The 15,423-nt window shown below is 31.7% G+C and carries 15 protein-coding genes; 4 read left to right on the top strand and 11 right to left on the bottom strand.

Annotated features, from left to right (window positions below):
* Positions 1 to 19: 19 nt before the first annotated feature.
* Positions 20 to 1,018 (bottom strand): type I glyceraldehyde-3-phosphate dehydrogenase, encoded by a 999-nt coding sequence (gene gap, locus R3L15_RS01960; protein ID WP_338732924.1) that lies wholly within the window; start codon positions 1,016 to 1,018, stop codon positions 20 to 22.
* Entirely contained in the window at positions 1,018 to 1,893 is an 876-nt protein-coding gene (gene lipA / locus R3L15_RS01965) for a lipoyl synthase (protein WP_338732925.1), read from the bottom strand. Before lipA ends, gap begins: the two co-directional genes overlap by 1 nt.
* A gap of 436 nt (positions 1,894 to 2,329) precedes the next feature.
* On the opposite strand from lipA, the gene R3L15_RS01970 reads away from it, so the two are divergent.
* Together R3L15_RS01970 and R3L15_RS01975 are read left to right on the top strand one after the other, a co-directional pair.
* Positions 2,330 to 3,172, top strand: coding sequence for a GLPGLI family protein (locus tag R3L15_RS01970; protein ID WP_338732926.1), 843 nt, complete (start codon positions 2,330 to 2,332; stop codon positions 3,170 to 3,172).
* Positions 3,147 to 5,786, top strand: coding sequence for a carboxypeptidase-like regulatory domain-containing protein (locus R3L15_RS01975; RefSeq protein WP_338732927.1), 2,640 nt, complete (start codon positions 3,147 to 3,149; stop codon positions 5,784 to 5,786). Before R3L15_RS01970 ends, R3L15_RS01975 begins: the two co-directional genes overlap by 26 nt.
* Before the next feature lie 20 nt (positions 5,787 to 5,806).
* On the opposite strand, the gene R3L15_RS01980 is transcribed toward R3L15_RS01975, so the two are convergent.
* The 4 genes from R3L15_RS01980 to R3L15_RS01995 are packed head-to-tail and all read right to left on the bottom strand — an operon-like array spanning position 5,807 to position 8,879.
* Positions 5,807 to 7,021 carry an Nramp family divalent metal transporter gene (locus R3L15_RS01980; protein ID WP_338732928.1) on the bottom strand — a complete coding sequence of 405 codons (1,215 nt, stop codon included), beginning with the start codon at positions 7,019 to 7,021 and terminating at the stop codon, positions 5,807 to 5,809.
* A complete protein-coding gene (locus R3L15_RS01985) occupies positions 7,018 to 7,566 on the bottom strand; it encodes a sigma-70 family RNA polymerase sigma factor (protein ID WP_338732929.1) in 549 nt (182 codons plus the stop codon). The genes R3L15_RS01980 and R3L15_RS01985 overlap by 4 nt, the downstream gene beginning before the upstream one ends.
* Complete coding sequence (locus R3L15_RS01990; RefSeq protein WP_338732930.1) at positions 7,557 to 8,669, bottom strand: glycosyltransferase; 1,113 nt, start codon at positions 8,667 to 8,669, stop codon at positions 7,557 to 7,559. Before R3L15_RS01990 ends, R3L15_RS01985 begins: the two co-directional genes overlap by 10 nt.
* 6 nt (positions 8,670 to 8,675) lie before the next feature.
* The gene (locus R3L15_RS01995) at positions 8,676 to 8,879 is read right to left on the bottom strand and encodes a membrane or secreted protein (RefSeq protein ID WP_338732931.1); all 204 of its coding nucleotides are present in this window, start codon (positions 8,877 to 8,879) and stop codon (positions 8,676 to 8,678) included.
* 142 nt (positions 8,880 to 9,021) lie between these two features.
* Between R3L15_RS01995 and aqpZ the strand changes: the two genes are divergently transcribed.
* On the top strand, positions 9,022 to 9,711 hold the full coding sequence (aqpZ, locus tag R3L15_RS02000; RefSeq protein WP_338732932.1) for an aquaporin Z: 690 nt from the start codon (positions 9,022 to 9,024) through the stop codon (positions 9,709 to 9,711).
* Between the two features lie 43 nt (positions 9,712 to 9,754).
* Here aqpZ and R3L15_RS02005 read toward each other — a convergent pair whose 3' ends face one another.
* From R3L15_RS02005 to R3L15_RS02020, 4 genes are read right to left on the bottom strand one after another with little or no spacing between them, the layout of a single operon-like run.
* Positions 9,755 to 10,552, bottom strand: a complete 798-nt coding sequence (locus tag R3L15_RS02005; RefSeq protein ID WP_338732933.1) for an anti-sigma factor — start codon at positions 10,550 to 10,552, stop codon at positions 9,755 to 9,757.
* Between the two features lie 8 nt (positions 10,553 to 10,560).
* Positions 10,561 to 11,094 carry a sigma-70 family RNA polymerase sigma factor gene (locus R3L15_RS02010; protein ID WP_338732934.1) on the bottom strand — a complete coding sequence of 178 codons (534 nt, stop codon included), beginning with the start codon at positions 11,092 to 11,094 and terminating at the stop codon, positions 10,561 to 10,563.
* 47 nt (positions 11,095 to 11,141) lie between these two features.
* The gene (murB, locus tag R3L15_RS02015; RefSeq protein ID WP_338732935.1) at positions 11,142 to 12,155 is read right to left on the bottom strand and encodes a UDP-N-acetylmuramate dehydrogenase; all 1,014 of its coding nucleotides are present in this window, start codon (positions 12,153 to 12,155) and stop codon (positions 11,142 to 11,144) included.
* Positions 12,155 to 13,348: a pyridoxal phosphate-dependent aminotransferase gene (locus R3L15_RS02020; protein ID WP_338732937.1), complete on the bottom strand. Its 1,194-nt coding sequence runs from the start codon at positions 13,346 to 13,348 to the stop codon at positions 12,155 to 12,157. The genes murB and R3L15_RS02020 overlap by 1 nt, the downstream gene beginning before the upstream one ends.
* A gap of 136 nt (positions 13,349 to 13,484) precedes the next feature.
* Between R3L15_RS02020 and R3L15_RS02025 the strand changes: the two genes are divergently transcribed.
* Positions 13,485 to 14,792, top strand: coding sequence for an aspartyl protease family protein (locus R3L15_RS02025; protein WP_338732938.1), 1,308 nt, complete (start codon positions 13,485 to 13,487; stop codon positions 14,790 to 14,792).
* 33 nt (positions 14,793 to 14,825) lie between these two features.
* Here R3L15_RS02025 and R3L15_RS02030 read toward each other — a convergent pair whose 3' ends face one another.
* Positions 14,826 to 15,251 (bottom strand): DUF1573 domain-containing protein, encoded by a 426-nt coding sequence (locus tag R3L15_RS02030; protein WP_338732940.1) that lies wholly within the window; start codon positions 15,249 to 15,251, stop codon positions 14,826 to 14,828.
* Between the last annotated feature and the right edge of the window lie 172 nt (positions 15,252 to 15,423).

The raw sequence follows: 15,423 nt of genomic DNA on the forward strand, positions 1-15,423 counted from the left end.
AATATTTATTCGATAAAAGTCATGATTTGTTCGATAAATAACACATTAAATCTAATATTCTAGAAGAATAACCAGTTTCATTATCGTACCAACCTATAATTTTTACCATATTTCCAATTACAGATGTCATTTCAGCATCAAATATACAAGAATTCGTATTTCCCACAATATCAATAGATACGATTGGGTCTTCGGTATATTGCAGGATATGCTTGTAAGCATTTTTAGAAGCTTCTTTAAAAGCTTTATTTATCTCTTCTATACTTACGGTTCTTTTTACATTGAATGTAATATCGGTTAAAGACCCATTAGGAACCGGAACACGAATACCACAACCTCCTATAACACTGGCTAAATCTGGAAATATTTTAGTTAATGCTTTGGCGGCTCCTGTTGTTGTAGGTACTATAGATTGTCCTGCTGCTCTAGCTCGACGAAGATCGCGATGTGGTTGATCGTGTAAACTTTGGTCGGTAGTGTAGGAGTGTACCGTTGTAATATAAGCTTGGTCAATGCCACATAAATCATTAATGATGTTAATCATTGGTGCGGCATTATTGGTTGTGCAAGATGCGTTAGAAACCATCGTTTCGGAACCATCTAGGATGTTGTCGTTTACACCAAGAACAACCATTTTAATATCATCATCTATTGGAGGAACACTTAAAATAACTCGTTTAGCGCCATTGTTTAAATGGTGTTGCAAACTTAATTTGTCTTTAAATTTACCTGTAGATTCTATAACAAAATCAATGTTATATGGCGACCAGTTTATTTGGCTAGGATGATTATTGTTTAATAAAGGAATGGATGTGCCGTTAACCAAAATATTATTTTCGGTATAGGATACATCTGCATTAAAAATACCATGAATACTATCGTATTTTAATAAATGGCTTAAGGTTTTAGCATCAGCCAAATCGTTTATAGCAACAATCTCTATAGCAGGATGGTTTAAGGCAAGTCTAAATAAGCGTCGACCAATTCTTCCAAATCCATTAATGCCAACCCGAATCATTAGTTGATGTGTTTTTGGGCTTTGTACGAAGATCTTACCAGAGCACTGCTTTCTACGTGACGGAAACCAAGCTCTAAACCAATCTCTTTATATTCTTGAAATTCATCAGGTAGAATAAAACGCTTAACCGGTAAATGTTTTTTACTTGGCTGTAAATATTGACCGATGGTAACAACATCCACATCGTTTTCTCTTAAATCGTGTAGCGTTTCAATAACTTCTTCGCGTTTTTCACCTAAACCTAACATAATACCAGATTTTGTACGGCGTTGGCCTTGGCTTTTTAAGTATTTTAAGACACCTAAACTTCTATCGTATTTTGCTTGAATACGCACATCGCGAGTTAAACGACGAACAGTTTCAATATTATGAGACACCACTTCTGGAGCAACATCTATAATTCTATCAATATGGCGTTCTACCCCTTGAAAGTCTGGGATAAGAGTTTCTAAGGTGGTTTCTGGGTTCATGCGGCGAACAGCTTTTACGGTTTCGGCCCACATAATGCTTCCCATATCTTTTAAATCATCACGGTCAACACTAGTTAAAACCGCGTGTTTTATTTTCATAATTTTTATAGAACGCGCTACTTTTTCTGGTTCATCCCAATCTACCGTTTCTGGTCTTCCCGTTTTTACACCACAAAAGCCACAACTTCTTGTACATACATTTCCTAAAATCATAAAGGTTGCAGTGCCTTCACCCCAACATTCACCCATATTTGGGCAGCTTCCCGAAGTGCAAATGGTGTTAAGGTTGTACTTGTCTACTAAACCACGTAGCTCTGTGTATTTTTTTCCAGTAGGAAGTTTTACGCGAAGCCATTTTGGTTTGCGTTCTTTTGGTAATATATTGGATGCAGTTTTTGTTTCCATAAACTAAAATGAATGTGCAAAGATATGTATAATCTTGTGTTTTTGTGTTAAAAACGTTGTAAGGATTGTTCTTAACATTAATTTAACATGGTTTTACGTGTATATATATATTGTTGGATATTAATCATTTAAATTTCAAATTATGAAAAAAGTATTTTTGTTATTTTTTGTATGCTTTTTTTGCGTCCTATACTGGAATCAAAGAGAAGAGCAATAACCACTTGACTTTTGAGAAGAAAAAGCCATACAACCTTACTTATTCTATTAACATACCTGGTTGTGTTTATAATGGTACCTATTCAGGTTGGTGTAGTCGAGCTGAGTGGGAATATTTTTATGAAGATGTCGTAGAGGCTTGTTAGTGTTTAAGATATTTTTCATGAAAGGTAGAGGCTAAAGTTTCTACCTTTTTATATTTTTAATTTATTGGAACTAAATGAAAAAACATGTCACTACTTTCATAAGTATTTTATTTTGTTTATTGATTTATTCACAAAATAAACAAGGAAAAGTTATTTATGAATTTGATGTTAATTTAGAAGATTATTTGGATAACTATGCTTATAAAGCAGAGTTGATTTTTGATACGGAGCAAACACATTTTGTATATAACTCTATTCAGTTAGAAGGTAAGTCTAGTGTTGATTTTGACACAGAAATAAAACATAAAGAAAATCATTTTGCTAGTGTGCGTCGTATTTTTGAGAATAATGGGTTAATTGTTCATCATGATTTAAGTACGAAAAGAATAATTTCAAAAGTCTTATTAGCAAATAAGTATTTAGTGTTAGTAAAACAGGATAGTATAAAATTTAATTGGAACATAACTAACACACAAAAAAAAATAGGCGAGTATAAAGCGTATAAAGCATATACCGATTATATGGGAAGAGTTTATGAGGCTTGGTTTACGTACGAAATTCCGCTGCCAATTGGCCCATGGAAATTTAGTGGTTTACCAGGGTTAATACTTGAAGTTAAAGATGAATATAATCAAATAATAATTAATTTTAAAAAGCTTGTTTACCCTATAAAGAAGGCAAGAGTATTTACAAAACCAACAGGCGGTGAAGAAATGAAACTAGAAGAGTTTTTAGAGGAAAATTATAGGTTGTATTTGTCACAAATTGAAACAGCAAAAGCTGTAATGGCTGCTAGAAATATTAAAGTAAATAATACATTTAAACCTCTGCCATATTATTCAATCGAGTTTTTGCCCAAGCAAGAATTTTTATTAGAAGAATTATTTAATTGTGAAGATAGTCAGGATAAAAAATAAAAGTGTCTTTCTGCTAATTTTTATTTTTATACAATTACATTCTTTTTCTCAAGAGCGTTTTATTTTCAAAGGTAAAATTGTAGATACTTTAGGTGTTCCAGTTTCTAATGCTAATATTTTAGTTAATAATATAAATGGGGAACGAGTTAGTTTTTCAAAATCAGATCATTCAGGTTCTTTTCACTTTGATTTAAAAAAACAATCTACAAATTACATTTTTGAAATTAGTAGTTTAGAACATCAACACACTAGTTTTATATTAACTCCTGAAAATCAGGTTGCTCAAAAAAAGGAGTTTAAACTTAAGATGAGAGGTGAAATTTTGAGTGAGGTATTAATTTCTGTTAAACAAAAAATTAGAAAAAAAAATGACACTATAGTCTATGATGCTACTCAATATGTGAAAAAAAATGATAATGCAGTTGAAGACTTAATAAAACGATTACCTGGTATAAAAATTGATTCTGATGGAGGCATTTCAGTAAATGGAAAAGCAATATCTAAAATATTAGTAGAAGGTAATGATTTGTTTTCGGAAAACTATAAAATAATTTCTAAAAGCCTAAACCCTAATGCTGTAAACGAAATTGAGATCTTAAATAATTACAATGACAATTTAATATTAAAGCAAATAAGTCGTTCAGATAATGTTGCTTTGAATTTAAAATTTAAGGATAGTATAAAAAACCAAATAGTCGGAGATGTTAAGTTAGGTTTAGGTGTTCCTAAAAAGACCAATAATAAATTGGACGCAATGTTGTTGAATTCCAAAACGAATTTTTATACCACAAACACATTTAACAATACAGGTTCTAGATCGAATAAATTATTTAATGACACTTCTTTTGAAAATAATAACATTAACAGATTGTCGGAATATAGAAAAAAAGCTAATTATTTAATCAGGGATGATGACATTAATCTACCCAAAGAAATTGATGAAACAAATATAAATGATAATAATTCTTTGCTAAATGCATTAGGTGCTTCTCAAAATATAAATGAAAAACTTACTATAAATGCACTAGTTTTTTATAGTGACGATAAGATATTAAAAAAATCAAATAAGTTGACAGAGTTTAATGCCCAAAGCTCTTTAACAATTTTTGAAAATAAAAGTATAAAATCGAAAACTAACTTAAAAAATGTTGATTTAAAACTAAAAAATATTATCAGTACAAATAAATTACTAAATGTAGATTTTAGACTATATAAAGAAGAATCTAATTCAAATGATAAAATCCTAGGTGTAAACCAAAACTTTCATAGTAATTTAAAAAATGAAGATGTTTACTTCTCTCAACATATGGATTATACGGTTAAAATAACTGATAATGCGGCTATTTTATTTGAGAATAATTTCACAAAAAACGCAAAAAAACAACATTATAATCTAGTTAATCAAATCATAGAAAACAATTCTTATAGTAACTTGGTTCAGAATTACAAAAATGAATTTTCGCTTTTTGAATTTGGGGCATATTATATTTCAAAAAAACTAAATTTTCAATTAGGCTATTCTAATTTTAAAGAGTCTTTAATTTCTAATTTTTATAAAGAAAATGTTTCACAATTAGATAATAATATAAGTAATGATGAAAGCTTAAAAAACATAAGGTTATCAGCTTTTGGTTCGTATGAACATAATTTTTATAATAAAGTAAACTTATTAGTTGGACTTTCATGTATATACGATAAAAACCAAGTTATTAATAGAGACAATAATAACTTGTTGTATTTGATGCCTAAAATTAAAATAACATTTAAAACTAGATTATTGGGTAAAACAGTTTTAAACTATAATTATAAAAATAATTATCCTAATTTAAAGGACTTATATGGAAATTATATATTGATAGATAATAGAAGTTTTTTTAAAGGAAGTGATACTTACTTAAGGCAAAGAGAGCACTCAATATCTTTGGCTCATTATTACAGTAATTGGAAAAAACAATATCATTTAAATATATTATTTGATATAAATTATAAGACAAATGGTGTAGTAACTTCTCTAACTACAAATAGTCCTTATCTTTTTTATAATAAAAACTTTGGGAAATCCATTAATAGGTTTTTATTAAAAGCAAATTGGTCTAAATATATACCTAAATTAAAGTCTTCAATAGGATTAAGTGTATACAATCTTACAAGAAATTATCAAACTTCACTTAATTCTACAACCTCAGATGTTAGAAATTCAATGTTTAATATTGGTTTTAGTTATGCTAGCCTGTTTAAGTCAAAAGTTAATTTTAAAACAGGTGTTAATGTAGAGACAAATAATAATAAGTTAAAATCTATTAAGAATACTAGTACAACTAAGAGGCTAAAGTCGTATTTTGATGTTGAGTATGACATTGGGGAAAATTATTTTGTTAGTTTAAGTTCAAACCAACTATATCCTTATTCAAACTCTAACAATAAGCAAGTTTATAATTTTATCAATGCGTCTTTACTTTTTGATATAAAAAACTTGAAGTTTAATTTGTCGTGTCAAAATTTATTAAATCATAAATCTATTGAAGAGATTACAATTATAGATTTTCAAAAAACTAAAGAAAACCTGTTTCTTATTAATCGCTTTGTATTGCTAGAGGCTAAATGGAATTTTTAGTGATAATTCTCATAACTATGCTAAATGGTTGTTAAGTACCAAACACTAAAACCAATCAAAAATATTATGCTAATCCAACTAAATATATGCATTGTTTTTGAAGGTCGCCAAGCTTGTGGTGTATGTTTGCTACTAATAAGCTTGTAATTTAAAATAGCATAGAAAGGTGCTGTTAAAAACGATAATATTGTAGCGATTTCAATAAGTGTACCCATTTCAGAAAGAAATAAGAAGAAAATAGCTAAGGTGCCAATGGTTAATAATAATATCCAAAATAGATAGCCCTTTTTGTGATTTTTGCTAAAGAGTAGCGAGGTGGTTTTATCCATGGCTCTTGGTGAAGCATCTAAGGTTGTTAAGGTGGTGCTAAACATGGTTGTAAAAGCGGCAATACCAATAAGCCAATACGCCCAATGTCCAAGACTGTCTGTGTACATTGTAATGAGTTGGTTAGAAAATACTGCTGCCGAACTACTAAAACTCACGTTAGATTGATGCATAACTAAAGCGCCTAAAGCAAGAAAGCACAACCCAATTATAATAGTGCTAAAAAAGCCTACATTAAAATCGAATAATGCTGTTTTAGGTTCTAAAGAAGCATCCATTTTTTTCTTTTCTAACGACCATAACGAATGCCATACCGAAATATCTAAAGGTGCGGGCATCCACCCCATAAAAGCAATTAAAAAAGCAATGCCAACCGTATCGTTAGGAATAATTTGAGAGAAAGACAGTGTTTCATTTGTGTTTGAAGTAGCCATTACAACTGCAGCTATGGTGCTTATGGTTAGAGTGACGACAATAACTTTCATTAATTTGTCTAAGAACGCATAGCGTCCTTTAAGTAAAATACCCAAACATGTAGCAAGTACTAACAATGTCCAATATTCAATAGGCCAATCTAAGCCAAACAGCGTTTTTCCTAAGCCTGCTGTAACGATAGTAACAGCTGTTTGAATGGTAAACATAGTGGCGAATGTGATAATAAAATAAGCTATTAAAACACCATTGCCTAATCTTTTGTAGCCGTCTAAAAGGCTTTCTCCAGTTGCTGTTGCATAGCGAGGGCCAAATTGAAAAAACGGATATTTTATAATGTTTATTAATAGCAATGCCCAGATTAACCCAAAACCAAAGTCGGCACCAGCTCTTGTAGATTGTACCAAGTGCGATACGCCAATGGCAGCACCAGCAAACAGCAAACCAGGACCTAAAGATTTAAACCGAAGCATCATTTTTTCTTAATAATTTCAGCTAAAAGTTTTTTAGCACGAAGCAGTTTTACTTTTACATTATTAATGGGTTCGTCAAGTTCTTTAGAAATTTCCTTGTAGCTTAATTCTTGAAAATACCTAAGATTAATAACTTTTTGGTAATGTGGTTTTAGTTTTTTGATGTCGCGAAGCAACTTAGCCAAATTTTGCTCTTTGATAAGTTTATCTTCAGCTGTTGGAGACTCGTCGGCAATGGCAAAATACTCATCTTCTACATGTTTGTTTGCAGTACTTTCAATAGAAGATTTTTGCTTTCTCAATAAGTCTATATGAATGTTTTTTGAAATGGCAATTAGCCACGTCTTAAAAACATAATTATCATTATAGGTGTCTATTTTATCAAAAGCTTTTGAAAAGGTTTGTATGGTAATATCTTCGGCATCATTTTCATTTTGAGTACGCTTTAATTGAAAGCCATAAACATCGTTCCAATAAGTGTCTAACAAGTAGTTAAATGCTATTTGGTCGTTCTTTTTTGCTTTTTCAATAGCGTCTTTTATTTCCAATGATGAGGTTTTGAGATGAGATTTTTTATAAAGATAACCATTTGCATACTAATTAAAAACAATTCTAGAATAGGTAATATAGCTAAAAGCCCTTTTTCATTTAGTTTTTTAGATGTTTTTCCTAGTATTAAATATAGAAGCAAAAACCTAAAAAGAACTAACGATAGGACAATAGGCCAATTAAAAGTTGTTAGTAATAAAGCAATGGCCAATCCCCAAAACAAGAATTGCGATGCATAGAATGTAGATAGTAAAATTTTATGTTTTAACTTATAGCGATGTGCTGTGCTTATGTGTCGTCTTTTTTGTAGCACCCAATCTTTAAAGGTAGTTTTTGGTAGCGACTCTGTAAAGCTGGTTTTTGTTACGCAAATTGCTGTGTTTTTTCCAGTAGCAATTTCGTTTATAAACAAATCGTCATCGCCAGAATTAATATCAATATGATTCATAAACCCTCTGGCGTCGTAAAAGGTTTCGCTTCGGTAGGCTAAATTTCTGCCAACCGCCATATAAGGCATGCCAAGACTTGCATAAGAAAAATATTGCGTAGCAGTAAGTAAGGTTTCAAACCTAATTAGCATATTTAAAAAGGAGCCTTTTATGCGTTTATAAGCGCCGTAGCCAATAACGATGGTTTTTGTATGACTAAAATGCGAACTCATATCACTTATCCATTTATTGGATACAGGTTTACAGTCGGCATCTGTAAAAAGTAAAGTGTTGTTTTTTGCAGCTTTAATACCCAATGTTAAAGCGTATTTTTTGTTGGCCCAAAACGCTTCAATGTTTCTAACATTTACAATTTTAATATTGTTGTATTGTTTTTCGAATTGTTCCATAACATCAAGAGTGTGATCTCTGGAGCTATCATTAATTAAAATAACCTCGAAATTTGGGTAATCTTGTTCTAAAATTGAAGGCAGAAAGTTTTGAAGATTTTCAGCCTCGTTTTTGGCACAAATAATAACCGAAACCGGAATAGTTTTGGCCTTTTTATGTTTGATTTTCTCAAAAGCAAATTTTGAAAAAATCCCTAAATAAAATACAGTTTGTATGCACACTACTACTATAAAGCTGTAGAATACGATATCTATAAACTGCATTGAAGCTTACGAGTGTTGAGGTTCGTTACAAGAGTCGAATTGATCTGGAGTTTTTCCACAGAATCCACAAGCGTCGCCATTTTTGTTAAGCATCGGGTTTTGGCTAGCGCAAGTTCCTGCAAATTTACCGTCTTTTTTAGCCCATATTTTTATAGCAATACCAGCAACTCCAAGTCCTAATAAAAGTAATGTAATCAATAAAAGTTTCATAGTCGAAATTTTATGCAAAGGTACAATTTTTACAGCTGAAAAACATAATTACATTATAGTATTTAAGTGTGTAGAAAAATTAAAATGTGACTTATTATAATATTCTGTATCTTAGAAGTATACAATATTAACTTTTTATATTATGAAAAAACTATTAGCAGAATTTTTTGGAACCTTTTGGTTAGTTTTTGGTGGTTGCGGAAGCGCCATCTTTGCAGCAGCTTTTCCAGAATTGGGTATTGGCTTTGCAGGAGTAGCATTGGCTTTTGGTTTAACAGTTTTAACTATGGCTTTTGCCGTTGGACATATTTCCGGTGGTCATTTTAATCCTGCAGTAACATTTGGGCTTTGGGCTGGGGGTAGATTTTCTATTAAAGAATTACCAGGTTATATTATTGCACAATTAATTGGAGCCATTATAGCAGCAAGCGCTTTGTATTTTATTGTGTCTGGAGTAGATGGTTTTGAAAGTGTTGGTGGGTTTGCTTCTAATGGCTATGGGGAGTTGTCGCCAGGAGGCTATTCATTAACGTCTGCTTTTGTGGCTGAGTTTATTTTAACAGCATTCTTTTTACTTATAATTTTAGGAAGCACAAGCGAAAAAGCACCAAAAGGCTTTGCGCCAATTGCTATTGGTTTGGGATTAACATTAATACATTTAATTAGTATCCCTATTACAAATACTTCTGTAAATCCCGCAAGGTCTACCAGTCAAGCGTTGTTTGCTGACGGTGCTTACTTAAGTCAAGTATGGTTATTTTGGTTGGCACCTATTGCTGGCGCAATTGTGGCTGGTGTGATAGGAAAGTTTCTTTATGGGAATAATAACTAGTTATAAAAAAAGCTGAGTTTTTTTGACTCAGCTTTTTTTGGTGTTATTTCTGTTGAAGTGAAATCTCAGCGACTTCATTTTCAATATTTACATTATCTGAATTTTCTTTGTCTTCAATAGTAATTGAAAGGCCTAAAGCATTTTCCATATAAGGAATTGTTTTTAGTTTTCTATCAGCTTCATCCAAAATGCCTAAGTTTACCATTCTATCTTGCACTTCGGCCCAAATTTGATAGGTTTGGTTTTCTGGAAGTTTAGGGAGCGAAACCACATCAATCATTGATGTTTTTTCCTTAGGGTTAATGTAAGCAACTGTTTTTAAGTTTTTTGCTCTATCATTTCCACGCAACACATATTTTTCGGTGTCAGGGTTATTCAGTTTCATAAACTGACGCATTAAATCGTCTAACTTATTATTGTTGTTTTCAATATCGTTACGTAAATCAAATATTTCGTCGACAACGACTTGGTTTTCGTGCTTTAATGCTTGATTTTGTTGGTAAAGCGTGTAAGATAGTGTAGCGAAAGCAATAGTAGCAACACTAGCCGCTATAGAGTATTTAAACCATTTTTTAGTGGGTTTTTTTCTGGCAGCTAATGTTTTTACAGGCTTGTCGTCTAACTCATTTAAAACATTGTTTAAAATGCTTTTTGGCGCTTCAACGGCATGGTATTTGGCCATAATTTCCAAGTTGTCTTGCAATGTGTTGTATGCTTGTTCTACTTCTGGGTATTTTGAAATATAAGTTTCAACCATTTCTGTTTCGGCAGAAGTAGTGTCACCTAAAAGATATTTTTCTAATAGGTCAGAATTTAAAAAAGTAGTTATTTTATCATTCATGACGCTTTTTATTCTGGATCGTAAATTTTTCTTAATTCACGAAGTCCAATTTTTAATCTTGATTTTATAGTACCCAGCGGAATGTCTAGTTCATCGCTGGCTTCTTGTTGTGTCATCCCTTCAAAAAATAAGGCTTCAAGTACAATTTGATACTTTTTATCCAAAGTTTTTAAATGGGTTTTTAGGTCCATAACATCTTGATTTATACTCTTGGATGTCAATTTATATACGTTTGAAACCTCAATTTGGATCTCTTTGCTCTGTTTATTTGATTTAGAACGTATTTTGTCTATGGCTGTGTTGTAGGTAATTCTGTATAGCCAAGTGAATAACTTTGCTTTTTTAGGATTGTAAGATTGGGGCTTTTTCCAGACTTTTATTAAGCTTTCTTGAAGTACATCTTGAGCAAGATCTTCGTCTTTTAGTACTTTCATAGCGACACCCAAAAGCGCATCGGCATAATTTTCATATAGCAGTGTGATGGCTCTTTTGTCACTTTTTCCTAAAAGGTCGATAATTTCTTTTTCTATTGAAGTCCTCAAATGGTTACCTGTTTCGTTTAAGTTAGAAAGTCTAAAGTTAGATATTTTTAAATAATATTGACTTCAGTTTCAATATCAATATTAAAAATTCGTTTAACGGTTTTTTGAATTAACCTTGCTAGATGTAATATATCCTTTCCATTTGCATTGTTGTAATTTACAAGAACTAGAGCTTGTTTTTTATGTACCCCATAGTTGCCAAAGGTTTTTCCTTTAAAGCCGGACTGCTCGATTAACCAACCGGCAGGGATTTTAATTTCATTTTTAGAAATTTTGTAAAAAGGTACGTTTGGAAAGTTGTTTTGTAAGATGTTAAAATGTGGTTTTGTAATAATAGGATTTTTAAAAAAACTACCACTATTACCAATTTCTTTAGGGTTTGGTAATTTACTTTCTCGAATAGCAATAACAGCTTTCGAAACATGAGATATTGTAGGTTTTTTTACATCCATTTTCTCTAGTTGAGCTGTAATAGCGCCATAACCAGTATGAAGGTTGTGTTTGCTTTTCGTTAACGAGAAACAAACGCTAGTAATAATATATTTTCCTTTAGCATTTTGTTTGAAAACAGATTCGCGATACCCAAAATTGCAATCCGATTTTGAGAAAGTAACTATGTTTTGTGTGGCTATTTCTATAGCATTACAAGACACAAAAACGTCTTTTAGTTCTACACCATACGCGCCGATGTTTTGTATTGGAGCGGTGCCTACATTACCTGGGATTAGAGATAGATTTTCAATTCCACCAAAGTTATTTTTTAAGCACCAAAGTACAAACTCATGCCAGTTTTCTCCTGCATGAGCTTGTATGGTGACGTGTGTGTCGTTTTCTGAAATAACTTCAATACCTTTTATATTAATGTGTAAAACTAAAGCGTCTATATCTTTGGTGAGTAGCATGTTGCTGCCGCCACCAAGAATAAAGAGTTTTTCTTTTTGAAACTTGTTTAAAGCTAATTTTAAATCGTTTACAGTATTAATTTCTATAAACTTTTTAGCTTTTACATCAATACCAAAGGTGTTGTATGGTTTGAGAGATATGTTTTCTCTAACAGTCATTAAGATTTTTTATAAACTTTTAAGGCTTCACTTAAAATATGAACCGCTTTAATTAAGCTTTCCTTTTTTAATACGTAAGCAATCCTGATTTGGTTTTTTCCCACACCTTTTGTAGAGTAAAAACCTGCTGCTGGAGCAACCATAACTGTTTCACCGTCAATATCAAAATGTTCTAAAAGCCATTGTGCAAAATCATCTGCATCTTCAATGGGAAGTTCTGCAATACAGTAAAAAGCACCTTTAGGCTTAGCAACTTGAACACCATCTATTTTTTCTAATTCTCGAATTAGTGTGTTGCGTCTATCTACATATTCTTCAATAACATTATCAAAGTAGCTTTGTGGGGTTTGCAGTGCAGCTTCACTAGCAATTTGGGCTAATGTTGGAGGGCTCAATCTTGCTTGGGCAAATTTTAATGCCGTAGAAATAATCTCTTTATTTCTAGAGACCAAACAGCCTATTCTAGCACCGCACATACTGTATCTTTTAGAAACAGAATCTATCATAATAGCATGATCTTTAATGCTATCCTCTTGCATGATAGAGTAGTGTTCGTAACCATCATAAATAAACTCACGATATACTTCATCTGCAATTAAAAATAAATCGTGTTTTATTACTAAAGCAGCTAGTTTTTGTATTTCTTCTTTTGAATAAAGGTACCCTGTAGGATTTCCGGGGTTACAAATAAGAATGGCTTTGGTTTTAGGTGTAATAAGTTGCTCGAATTCTTCAATTGGAGGTAGTGCAAAATTATCTTCAATTTTAGAGATTACAGGCACAATGTTTACACCAGAAGCTGTAGAGAATCCATTGTAATTGGCATAAAAAGGTTCTGGAATTATAACTTCATCGTCAACATCCATAATGCTTCCAAAGGCAAATAAAAGGGCTTCGCTACCGCCTGTTGTTACAATAATATTGTCTTTATTAACCTCAATGTTTTGCCCATGATAATAGTTAGCGATTTTTGTGCGATAACCATCAGAACCTTCAGATCTTGTATAGGCTAAAATATCTAAGGAGTGAACCTTTACAGCATCTAGCGCTATTTCTGGGGTTTTTATATCGGGCTGCCCAATGTTTAAGTGATATACAGTTTTACCTTCTTGATAAGCTTTTTCTGCGTAAGGCACCAATTTTCTAATTGGCGATTGCGGCATATCTTGCCCTTTTTTTGATATTGTTGGCATGTCTTTTTATTTGTCTGCAAATGTCTGAAAATAATCTTAAAGTTTTTTTAAAAACCACCGTTAAAAAGCCATCTTAAGTTAAAGATTTGTAACTTGATATAGTATTGATTATTAGTTTTTTGTGAGAAGATATTTAATGTTAGTGTTTTTTTTGGTAGGCGTGAGTATAAATGTTCAGGCGCAAGATGGTTTTGTAATGCATGGAAAACGCTCAAAAAAGATCCATTTTAAGTTAAGTAATAACCTTATTGTTGTTCCTGTAGAGGTTAATGGTGTCGAATTATCCTTCTTATTAGATACAGGGGTTAATAAGTCGATTATTTTTAATTTTTTGAATTTAAAGGATTCGCTTCAAATTAAAGAATCAGAAAAAATATTTTTACGAGGCTTAGGAGAAGGGGTACAAGTAGAAGCTCTAAGATCTCAAGGAAATGTGGTAAGAATTGGCGAAACGGTTAATTTAAATCAAGAGTTATTTATTGTTTACGATACTAATTTAAGTTTTGCTCCGCGTTTAGGGGTTCCTGTTCATGGTATTATAGGATACGACTTTTTTAAGAATTTTATAGTAGAGATAAATTATAGCAGATCTTTTTTAAGAGTGTACAACCCTAATTTGTTTTCTCCTAAAATATGTCGAACATGCAAAGTGTTGGATTTAACTTTTTATAAAAACAAACCGTATTTAAAAGCACAAGTCACTATTTCTGGTAAAAAAATACCAGTTAACTTACTGATTGATTCTGGAGGAAGTGATGCGTTATGGCTGTTTAAAGAGGACCGTTTAGGAATTGTGCCTAGCAATATATTTTTTGAAGACTTTTTAGGTTATGGTTTAAACGGAAGCGTTTATGGTAAACGCTCTAAAGTAGATGCTTTTACAATTGCAGGGTTTCAATTTAAAAACACCAACGTGTCTTTTCCCGATTCCTTGTCTATATCTAATGCCAGACAATATAAAAATAGAAATGGCAGCCTTGCAGGAAATATTTTAAAGCGCTTTAATATGTTTGTTGATTATTCAAACGGAAAGTTAATCCTAAAAAAGAATAAATATTTTAATGAGGAATTTAGATATAACAGAGCAGGATTAGAACTAGAGCAAAATGGTGTGATGCTTGTTGTAGAAGAACAACTTAATTTAAGAAGTGGGCAATTAATAAAGTTTGGAAATCAAAATATAGCAACTAATCCCGAATATGAAATAGGCTTAAAACCAGCGTTTGAAGTTGTAGAGCTTAGAAAAGGCTCGCCAGCTGAAAGAGCAGGCGTAATTTTAGGCGATGTAATTTTGGAAATTAATGGAAAATCTGCAGGAGAACTATCATTACAACGAATCGTAAAACAGTTTTATGGTAAGTCGGGGAAACAAATAAAACTACTTATAGATAGGGCGGGGAAACAACACGAAATACTATTTAAACTAGAAAGTATGTTTGATTAAAAAAAAAGCCCTGAATAATCAGGGCTTACTTTTTTATTTTTCCATCACACTTTTCTGTTTCTTTTCTAAAACACTTGTTTTATTAGGATCAATAACTTCTCCTTTTATTTTAAGTGCTACAGTAGGTGTGTCTGCATTAGATGTTACTGTAATGGTTTTTCTAATCGGCATCACACGATTAGTGTCGTATTTTACTTTTATTTCGCCAGTTTTTCCTGGTAGGATTGGACCTTTAGGCTTTTCTGGAACGGTACATCCACAACTAGATTTGACATTAGAAATTACTAATGGTGCATTTCCTGTATTAGTAAACTCAAAAACACGAACACCATCAGCGCCTTTTTCAATTGTGCCATAGTCAATAACATCGGTTTTAAACTCGATTTTAGCAACTTTATCTTGTGCTGTAGCAGTAAAGCTTAATAAGCTAATAAATAATATTGTAATTAAATTTTTCATAATATTTATATTTTATTGAACGGTAAACTTACTTACTTTTCAGTCCTCATGCAAAAAAAATAGACGTAATGCATGTTAAAAAAAGCTAATCATTATGTATCAAGCCTTAAATCTTTTTACAGAAACCAAATTATAAGTACTTTTGCACATTGTATTTCAAAAACTATTCCAA

The organism is Mangrovimonas cancribranchiae (assembly GCF_037126245.1).
Lineage (GTDB): Bacteria > Bacteroidota > Bacteroidia > Flavobacteriales > Flavobacteriaceae > Mangrovimonas > Mangrovimonas cancribranchiae.